Source organism: Mesorhizobium sp. M7A.F.Ca.CA.002.09.1.1, assembly GCF_003998555.1.
GTDB lineage: Bacteria > Pseudomonadota > Alphaproteobacteria > Rhizobiales > Rhizobiaceae > Mesorhizobium > Mesorhizobium ciceri.
This window is the reverse complement of record NZ_RZRR01000137.1, coordinates 1-8,670: the sequence shown is the minus strand read 5'-3', so window position 1 is coordinate 8,670 and position 8,670 is coordinate 1. Positions and strand designations below refer to the sequence as shown.

Here is an 8,670-nt window from a genome sequence, read left to right as displayed (position 1 = left end):
CGACCGGCGCGCCCGACATGAGTTTGGCGACGCGCGCGCCGTCGAGCGTCGCCGACATCACAGCCAAGCGCAGATCCGGCCTGAGCGCCCCCTGCACGTCGAGCGCCAGAGCGAGACCGAAATCGCCGTCGAGCGAACGCTCGTGGAATTCGTCGAAAATGACAGCCGAAACACCGGGCAGTTCGGGATCGTCGAGGATCATGCGCGCCAGCACGCCTTCGGTGACGACCACGATCCTGGTCTTTGCCGAAATGCGGTTTTCCATGCGCATGGCGTAGCCGACGGTGGCGCCGGGTTCCTCACCAAGCAACTCAGCCATCCGGCGAGCGGCGGCGCGAGCGGCGAGGCGGCGCGGTTCAAGCAGGATGATCTTGCCGGCGCCGAGCCAAGGCGCGTCAAGCAGCGCCAGCGGCACCAGCGTGGTCTTGCCAGCGCCGGGCGGCGCCACCAGCACGGCGCTGTTGCCATCGCCAAGCGCTTCCCTCAGCGCCGGCAGCACGACGGACACAGGAAGCTCCGGCAGGGGTTTTGTGGTCATGGCGCCCGCATATCAGCGGTTACGGCCACGGCGCAACCAGAGTCGGTTCAAAGCCGGGTACGCGAAAACGGGTTCCAGCGCACGGTCCCCAGCCGCGCTTCCTCACGCACCATGGTCAACAGGCCGGCGCCGCCAACGACCGCCAGGCCAACCAGCGACAGCCCGTCCGGATATTCCTGGAAAAACAACGCGCCGAGGATCACCGCCCAGGCGATCTGCGAATAATGCGTCGGCGCGACCCGGTTGGCAGGCGCGTATTTCATGGCCAGCAGTTGAAGGAATTGTCCACCTGCTGTGAAGGCACCGGCCGCCGCCAACCACAGCAACTGCTTGCCGTCGGGAACGGTGAACGAGGTGGCGGCGGCACCGATGCCGTTGAACAGCAGGCCGTAGCCGACCAGCACGCCGAGCATGGTGGTGCGCTTTTCCTGCTGCGCCAGCGAGCGCATCAGGATGACGCTGGTGGCGGCGAGGAAGGCAACACCGAAGGCGGCAAGGTGGCCGAGATTGAGCTCGCGAAAGCCCGGCCGCACCACCAGCATGACACCGGCGAAACCGGCGACCACTGCCAGCCAGCGCCAGGGGCCGACCTTCTCCTTGAGGATCACCGTGGAGAGAATGGTGACGCAGAGCGGCGCCAGGAATATCAACGCATAGGACTCGGCCAGCGGAATGGTGGTGAAGGCGTAGACACTGAGCACGCCGGAAGCGATGCCCGCCCAGGCACGCGCCTGCACCGCCCATGGCCTTCTGGTGCGCCAGAAATCGCGCCAGCGTTCGCCCGCGGGCCGCGTGAAGAACAGGAAGAAGCCCGCGAACAAGGTTATGAAAAAGCCGATCTCGAAGATCGTGAGCTGACCGCCCAGGCTTTTGACAACGGCATCGCTACCCGAATAGCTTGCGTAGGCGATCAGGGCGAGCAGGATTCCGTTCGTCACGTTGTTCCAATTCCGGGGAGAGAGTGGTTTGAAAATCCTGGCGCTCGGTGCGCATCCGGACGACATCGAGATCTTCATGTTCGGTACGATGGCCGCCTATGCTGCGCAAGGCGCAGAACTCACTTTTGCCATGGCCACCGATGGTGCCAGGGGCGGCACAAGTGATCCCGCTGTTCTCGCTCGTGTCCGTCGCGACGAAGCAACGGCCGCGGCCGCGCTGGTAGGCGCAGTGCCACGCTTCCTCGACTTCCCGGACGGCGAGCTGGTGGCCGATGCAGCGCTGATTGGAGCTCTGAAAGCACTGATCGGTCAAATCGGCCCGGATCTGGTGATCACGCATGCGCCCAACGATTATCATGCAGACCATCGCGCGCTGTCGGACGGCGTTCGTATCGCGGCGTCTTTCGCCGTCCCAGTGCTGCATGCCGACACGATGGGCGGCACCGGTTTCTCGCCGACGCACTATGTCGACATTTCCGCCCATGCCGACGTCAAGGCCGAGGCGATCCGCATGCATCAATCGCAGGATCCCGACCGCTTCGTCGACATTGCGCGGACACAGAACGCCTTTCGCGCCGGCCAGTGCAACGGCGCGCAAGGCTCATCGGCCGAAGCCTTCCGTTTCGAACCGTCGTTCCCGTTCGCCGATATCCGCGCGCTGCTGCCGCCGGCGCCGGCGATCCGCAAGGTGATGGTGAGCACCAGAAGGGTAGATTGAAAGCCGAGGCTGCCCCACGTCCCGGTCAGAATCGGCCTGAACAGCTTCGGTAAACCAGCCAGCGACCCGCGCTTTTCCCAACGTTTTCAGACATCGCCATAAGCATGCTGCGGCGCAGCAACGAATTCGCTTGCCTTGTTTAGTAAAAATTGCATCACTAAACAAATTACTAAACATCTGCAGCGCAACCGCGCCGCCATGTTTGGGCCCCTGAGGAGAGGGGTTGAGGGCTTTTTGAAACCGTCATCCGGGCGCGTTTCGCAAATGGGAGGAAGTCATGAAATCGAGCTTGAAACTGGCGTTGGGACTGACCTCGGCAATCACAGCGTCGACAGCCGTCGCGAACGTCGCGCACGCTGAAGACCTGACCCTGTGCTGGGCCGCCTGGGACCCGGCCAACGCGCTTGTCGAACTGTCCAAGGATTTTACCAAGGAAACCGGTATCGGCATGAAATTCGAGTTCGTGCCGTGGACCAACTATGCCGACCGTTTCCTCAACGAGCTCAACTCGCACGGCAAATTGTGCGACCTGATCATCGGCGACAGCCAGTGGATCGGCGGCGCTGCCGAGAACGGCCATTACGTCAAGCTGAACGACTTCTTCGACAAGGAGAAGATCAGCATGGACGATTTCGTGCCGGCAACCGTCGTCGGCTATTCGGAATGGCCGAAGAACACGCCGAACTACTGGGCGCTGCCGGCCATGGGCGACGTCGTCGGCTGGACCTACCGCAAGGACTGGTTCTCCAAGCCGGAGCTGCAGAAGGAATTCAAGGAGAAGTACGGTTGGGACCTCGGCCCGCCAACCACTTTCGACCAGTTGAAGCAGGTCGCCGAGTTCTTCCAGAAGCGCGAGATCGACGGCAAGACCGTCTATGGCGCCTCGATCTACACCGAGCGCGGCTCCGAAGGCATCACCATGGGCGCCATGGACGTGCTCTACAGCTATGGCTTCCAATACGAAAACCCCAAGAAGCCCTATGAAATGGAAGGCTTCGTCAACTCCGACAAGTCGGTCAAGGGGCTGGAGTTCTACAAGGCGCTCTATGATTGCTGCACGCCGCCCGGTGCCTCGAACAGCTACATGGGCGAAGGCGTCGATGCCTTCAAATCCGGCCAGGTGGCGATGCACATGAACTTCGCCTTCACATGGCCGGGCCTGCAGAAGGACGAGAATGTCGGCGGCGACAAGATCGGTTACTTCGTCAACCCGAAGGGTCCCGACGGCGAGCAGTTCGCCCAGCTCGGCGGCCAGGGTATCTCCGTGGTGTCCTATTCCGACAAGCAGGAGGCGGCGCTGAAATACATCAAGTGGTTCGCCAACAAGGACGTGCAGGCCAAATGGTGGTCGCTCGGCGGCTATTCGTGCCTCAACGCGGTGGTCAAGGATCCGAAGTTCCCGGCCAGCCAGCCCTATGCGCAGACCTTCCTCGACTCGATGGCCATCGTGAAGGACTTCTGGGCCGAGCCGAGCTACGCCCCGCTGCTGCAGGCTTCGCAGAAACGCTTCCACGACTATGTCGTCGCCGGCCAGGGTTCGGCCAAGGATGCGCTCGACGGCCTGGTCAAGGACTGGACCCAGGTCTTCCAGGACGATGGCAAGATGTAACCAGCTCCTCCCGAGCTAAGCCAAGCATCCCGTGCCGCCCCTTGGCACGGGATGCAGTTCAGATAAATTCCATGACAGAGACGACCAAGTGACCGAAGCAGGACTCACCATGCTCAATCGGACCGCGGAGAACGTTGCCCGGGCGACCCCGGAACCGTTGGCCCGCAAGGTCCGGGGCATCAGCGACAAGGGCCTCGCCTGGCTGTTCATCTCGCCGACGATCCTGTTGCTGCTGGCCATCAACATCTTCCCGCTGTTCTGGGCGATCTATCTGTCGTTCACCAACTACCGGGCCAACCGCCCGAACGAGGTGGTGAAAAATCTCGGCCTTGCCAACTACCAGCGCATCCTCGGCGACAAGGACATCTGGATCGCCATGCAGACGACCGCGCATTTCGTGTTCTGGACGATCCTTTTGCAGACGCTGATCGGCTTCACGCTGGCCTGGCTGATCGACAGGAAGTTCCGAGGCCACGCCTTCTGGACGACGCTGATCCTGGTGCCGATGATGCTGTCGCCGGCGGTAGTCGGCAATTTCTGGCGCTTCCTCTATGAGCCGCAGATCGGCCTGTTCGCCTATGCGATCTCCTTCGTCACGAGGATCCCGCCGACCAATATTCAGATGCTCTCCAACGTGTCGCTGGCGCCCTGGTCGATCATCATCGTCGATACCTGGATGTGGACGCCCTACGTGATGCTGATCTGCCTCGCGGGCCTACGCTCCATCCCCGAATACATCTACGAGGCGGCCGAGGTCGACCGCGCCTCGAACTGGCGGCAGTTCTGGTCGATCACGCTGCCGATGGCGCTGCCCTTCATCATGCTGGCGGTGCTGTTTCGCGGCATCGAGAACTTCAAGATGTTCGACATGGTCAATCTGTTGACCGGCGGCGGGCCGGGCTCGACGACCGAGGTCGCCTCGATAACGCTGAAGCGGCAGGCTTTCGAAAGCTGGCGCACCGGTTATTCCTCGGCCTTCGCCATCATCCTTTTCGTGGCGGTGTTCGGCCTGGCCAACATCTACGTCAAGGCGCTCAACAAGGTGAAGCAGAGATGAGCCTGACCACAGCCCATTCGGTCGTCGCACCGAGCAGCAACTCGAAACGGATCGCCGGCACGATCATCGTGCTTTACGCACTGATCTCGATCGTGCCGCTGCTGTGGATCTTCGCCACCAGCTTCAAGACGCCGCCGGATTCGATTGCCTATCCGCCCAAGATCCTGTTCCAGCCCAGTCTTGAGGGCTACTGCAATTTGTTCACGACGCGGACCCGGCAGACGCCGGAATACATCAACTCGCTGGGTCCGGCGACGGGCTTCTGCGACGAGACCACGCGCAAGCGCAACATGGTGATCGCCGGTCCGTCCAACTTCCTGCCGCGCTTCGTCAATTCGCTGATCATCGCCTTCGGTTCGACCTTCTGCGCCGTGTTCTTAGGCACGCTGTCGGCCTACGGCTTCTCACGCTTCAAGGTGCCGCTCGCCGACGACCTCCTGTTCTTCATCCTGTCGACGCGCTTCATGCCGCCGATCGCCGTCGCCATTCCGATCTATCTGATGTACCGCGAGCTTGGCCTGTCGGACACCGCGCTCGGCATGATCCTGCTCTATACGGCGGTCAACGTGTCGCTGGCTGTCTGGCTGCTGAAGGGCTTCATCGACGAGATCCCGCGCGAATATGAAGAAGCGGCAATGATCGACGGCTACACGCGGCTGCAGGCCTTCTGGCGCACCGTGCTGCCGCAGGCGACGACCGGCATAGCCGCGACCGCCATCTTCTGCCTGATCTTCGCCTGGAACGAGTATGCGTTCGCAGCTCTCCTGACCTCCGGCACGGCGCAGACCGCGCCGCCCTTCATCCCGACCATCATCGGCGAAGGCGGCCAGGACTGGCCGGCGGTCGCGGCCGGCACGACGATCTTCCTGGTGCCGATCCTGGTTTTCACCATCCTGCTTCGCAAGCAATTGCTGCGCGGCATCACCTTCGGCGCGGTGCGCAAATGAGCTTGACCAAGCCTGGGAACCGCAAATCGCGCTGGCCGGCCTGGGCACGGCGCGGGCTGATGGAAAACATCGCGACAGCGCTGATCGCCATCGGCTTCCTGATGCTGTTCCAGCCCTTCGCGCTGTCGCTCTACACCTACTCCTTCATCACCATGCTCGCCGGCACCGTGATGTTCATCATCGTCTCCAAATTCCCGGAATAATCATGGCCGAAATCCGTGTCCAGCACCTGAGAAAGGCCTTCGGCGATTTCGTCGCCGTGCAGGATTCCAACTTCGTCGTCGAGGATGGCGAGTTCTTCGTCATGCTCGGCCCGTCCGGCTGCGGCAAGACGACGACCTTGCGCATGATCGCGGGGCTTGAGCTGCCGACCGGCGGCCAGATCCTGCTCGGCGGCGACGACGTCACCATGCTGCGGGCCCGCGAGCGCGACATCGCCTTCGTCTTCCAGCTGTTCGCGCTCTATCCGCACATGAATGTGCGCAAGAACATCGGCTTCCCGCTGCTGGCGCAAGGCATGCCTTCGGCCGAAATCCGCACGCGGGTCGAGGAAACGGCGAAGCTGCTGCGCATCGACCATCTGCTCAACAAATCCGTCTCCGGACTTGCCGGCGGCGACCGCCAGCGCGTCGCGCTCGGCCGCGCCATCGTGCGGCGGCCAAAATGCTTCCTGATGGATGAGCCGCTGGGAACCCTTGACACCGAATTCCGCGATTTGATGGTCCACGAGCTGCGCGAACTGCACAACCGCATCCATGCCACGACGGTCTATGTCACGCACGACCAGATGGAAGCGATGTCGATGGCCGACAAGATCGCGGTGATGAACCATGGCGTCATCGAGCAGTTCGGAAGCCCGCGCGAAATCTATGACCGCCCGGCGACCATGTTCGTCGCCGACTTCATCGGCTCGCCACCGATGAACTTTTTGGGATTTGGCGGCGGGCTCGCCAAGGGCGCCAGGGAGATCATCGTGCAAGGCGCGAAGGTCGCGGTGCCGGAGGTGCGCGAGGACATCGCACCTGGCGACATGGCGCTCGGCATCCGCCCTGAACACATCCGCTTCGACGACGCCTCAAAATTGCGCGGCGCCATCTACGGCACCGAATATCTCGGCACCACGCAGATCGTCGCGGTGGAGACGGCGGATGGCATCATCAAGGCACGCGTACCGGCCGAAATCAGGCTCGCCACCGGCGACCATGTCGGCCTGACGCTGAGCAGCGCGCGGCTGTCGCTGTTCGAGAAGGGATCGGGCCGCGCGGTGAGAACCGCGATCCACGATGTCGCCTCGGAACGGAGGGCCCAGCATGGCTGAGGTGCACATCAAGAACGTGACCAAGAGTTTCGGCGACCATGTCGCCGTCGACGGCCTCGACCTGCACATAGCAGATGGTGAATTCGTCGTGCTGCTCGGGCCAACCGGGGCCGGCAAGACGACGACGCTGCGGCTCATCGCCGGGTTGGAACGGCCAGACAGCGGCACGATCGAGATCGGCGGACACAATGCCACGACGCTGTCGCCGGCCGAGCGCGACACCGCCTTCGTCTTCCAGCAATATTCGCTCTATCCGCATCTGTCGGTGTTCGACAATCTCGCCTTTCCGCTGCGCTCGCCGGCGCGGAAAATGCCGGAAGACCAGATCCGCCGCCGGGTCGAGGAGGTGGCGAAGATGGTGCGCATCCATCACAAGCTCGCCAACCGCTCGACCAAGCTTTCGGGCGGCGAAATGCAGCGCGTCGCCATCGGCCGCGCGCTGGTGCACAAACCGTCCATCTATCTGATGGACGAGCCGCTGTCATCGCTCGACGCCAAGCTGCGGGCGGATCTGCGGCTCGAGCTGAAGCGCATCCAGACCGAGCTCGGCGCCACCATGCTTTACGTCACCCACGACCAGATCGAGGCGATGACGATGGCAGACCGCATCGGCATCCTCACCGAGGGCGTGCTGGTGCAGATCGGCTCGCCGCGCACCATCTATTCAGAGCCGGCAAACCTGCATGTCGCGGCGAGGCTCGGCCAGCCGGCGATCAATCTTCTGCCGACCGGGCTGCTGCCTGACGGCGGCGCACCGGCCGGCACCAAGACGATCGGCGCGCGCACCGAGCATCTGACGATCGCGAAGGCCGCGAATGGCCATGCTGACGGCGTTGTCGACTGGGTCGAGCATCTCGGTGACCAGAACCATTTGCATGTGACGGTAGGCACCAAGAAACTGGTGACGCTGACCGATCCCGACACGGATCTGGCGCAGGGCGACAAAGTGGTGATCCGCTACCGGGCGCCGCTGTATTTCGGCGCCGATGGACAGCGATTGATGTGAGCGGTTTTCGGTGATTCAGCACCGGTTTTGACTTTGCCAGTACGGGACGAATCGATGAAGCACTTTTTCAATCGCAGGGAAACGATCGTCACCGAGGCGCTGGACGGCCTGCTACGAACCATTGGCTCCGGCGATCTCGCGCGCCTCGACGGCTATCCCGAGATCAAGGTCGTCCTGCGCGCCGACTGGGACAAGACGAAAGTCAGTGTCGTCTCCGGCGGCGGGGCCGGGCACGAGCCTTCACATGCCGGTTTCGTCGGCAGGGGCATGCTGACGGCGGCGGTTTCGGGCGAGATCTTTGCCTCGCCAAGCGTCGAAGCGGTGCTGGCCGCCATTCGCGCGGTCACCGGCCCGGCCGGCTGCCTGCTGATCGTCAAGAACTACACCGGCGACCGTCTCAATTTCGGCCTGGCGGCAGAGAAGGCGCGCGCCGAAGGGTTTCGTGTCGAGATGGTCATTGTCGCCGACGATATCGCTTTGCCCGACATCACCCAGCCGCGCGGCGTTGCCGGCACCTTGTTCGTGCACAAGATATCAGG

10 protein-coding genes are annotated in these 8,670 nt (G+C 62.8%); 8 read left to right on the top strand and 2 right to left on the bottom strand.

Features of this window, described 5'->3' with window-relative positions:
- Together EN994_RS08845 and EN994_RS08840 are read right to left on the bottom strand one after the other, a co-directional pair.
- Positions 1-538: DEAD/DEAH box helicase (locus EN994_RS08845; protein ID WP_127307486.1), on the bottom strand; the 538-nt coding region annotated here is incomplete at its 3' end.
- A 47-nt stretch (positions 539-585) separates the two neighbouring features.
- The gene (locus tag EN994_RS08840; protein WP_063169899.1) at positions 586-1,476 is read right to left on the bottom strand and encodes a DMT family transporter; all 891 of its coding nucleotides are present in this window, start codon (positions 1,474-1,476) and stop codon (positions 586-588) included.
- A gap of 28 nt (positions 1,477-1,504) precedes the next feature.
- On the opposite strand from EN994_RS08840, the gene EN994_RS08835 reads away from it, so the two are divergent.
- The 8 genes from EN994_RS08835 to EN994_RS08800 form a co-directional block, all read left to right on the top strand.
- The gene (locus tag EN994_RS08835; protein ID WP_063169898.1) at positions 1,505-2,194 is read left to right on the top strand and encodes a PIG-L deacetylase family protein; all 690 of its coding nucleotides are present in this window, start codon (positions 1,505-1,507) and stop codon (positions 2,192-2,194) included.
- 277 nt (positions 2,195-2,471) lie between these two features.
- A complete protein-coding gene (locus tag EN994_RS08830) occupies positions 2,472-3,803 on the top strand; it encodes an ABC transporter substrate-binding protein (RefSeq protein ID WP_027164284.1) in 1,332 nt (443 codons plus the stop codon).
- A 109-nt stretch (positions 3,804-3,912) separates the two neighbouring features.
- The gene (locus EN994_RS08825) at positions 3,913-4,860 is read left to right on the top strand and encodes a sugar ABC transporter permease (protein ID WP_063169897.1); all 948 of its coding nucleotides are present in this window, start codon (positions 3,913-3,915) and stop codon (positions 4,858-4,860) included.
- Positions 4,857-5,807: a carbohydrate ABC transporter permease gene (locus EN994_RS08820; RefSeq protein WP_013528079.1), complete on the top strand. Its 951-nt coding sequence runs from the start codon at positions 4,857-4,859 to the stop codon at positions 5,805-5,807. Before EN994_RS08825 ends, EN994_RS08820 begins: the two co-directional genes overlap by 4 nt.
- Positions 5,804-6,010, top strand: a complete 207-nt coding sequence (locus EN994_RS08815) for a hypothetical protein (RefSeq protein WP_013528080.1) — start codon at positions 5,804-5,806, stop codon at positions 6,008-6,010. Before EN994_RS08820 ends, EN994_RS08815 begins: the two co-directional genes overlap by 4 nt.
- Before the next feature lie 2 nt (positions 6,011-6,012).
- Positions 6,013-7,125 (top strand): ABC transporter ATP-binding protein, encoded by a 1,113-nt coding sequence (locus tag EN994_RS08810; protein WP_013528081.1) that lies wholly within the window; start codon positions 6,013-6,015, stop codon positions 7,123-7,125.
- A complete protein-coding gene (locus tag EN994_RS08805) occupies positions 7,118-8,131 on the top strand; it encodes an ABC transporter ATP-binding protein (RefSeq protein ID WP_063169896.1) in 1,014 nt (337 codons plus the stop codon). Before EN994_RS08810 ends, EN994_RS08805 begins: the two co-directional genes overlap by 8 nt.
- Before the next feature lie 54 nt (positions 8,132-8,185).
- The coding region (locus EN994_RS08800; protein ID WP_164745843.1) for a dihydroxyacetone kinase subunit DhaK at positions 8,186-8,670 on the top strand (485 nt) is incomplete at its 3' end.

Bases quoted from the DNA above. Each gene is read 5' to 3' on its own strand.
- EN994_RS08830 (WP_027164284.1), top strand. From the start codon at position 2,472: ATGAAATCGAGCTTGAAACTGGCGTTGGGACTGACCTCGGCAATCACA.
- EN994_RS08825 (WP_063169897.1), top strand. From the start codon at position 3,913: ATGCTCAATCGGACCGCGGAGAACGTTGCCCGGGCGACCCCGGAACCG.
- EN994_RS08820 (WP_013528079.1), top strand. From the start codon at position 4,857: ATGAGCCTGACCACAGCCCATTCGGTCGTCGCACCGAGCAGCAACTCG.
- EN994_RS08815 (WP_013528080.1), top strand. From the start codon at position 5,804: ATGAGCTTGACCAAGCCTGGGAACCGCAAATCGCGCTGGCCGGCCTGG.
- EN994_RS08810 (WP_013528081.1), top strand. From the start codon at position 6,013: ATGGCCGAAATCCGTGTCCAGCACCTGAGAAAGGCCTTCGGCGATTTC.
- EN994_RS08805 (WP_063169896.1), top strand. From the start codon at position 7,118: ATGGCTGAGGTGCACATCAAGAACGTGACCAAGAGTTTCGGCGACCAT.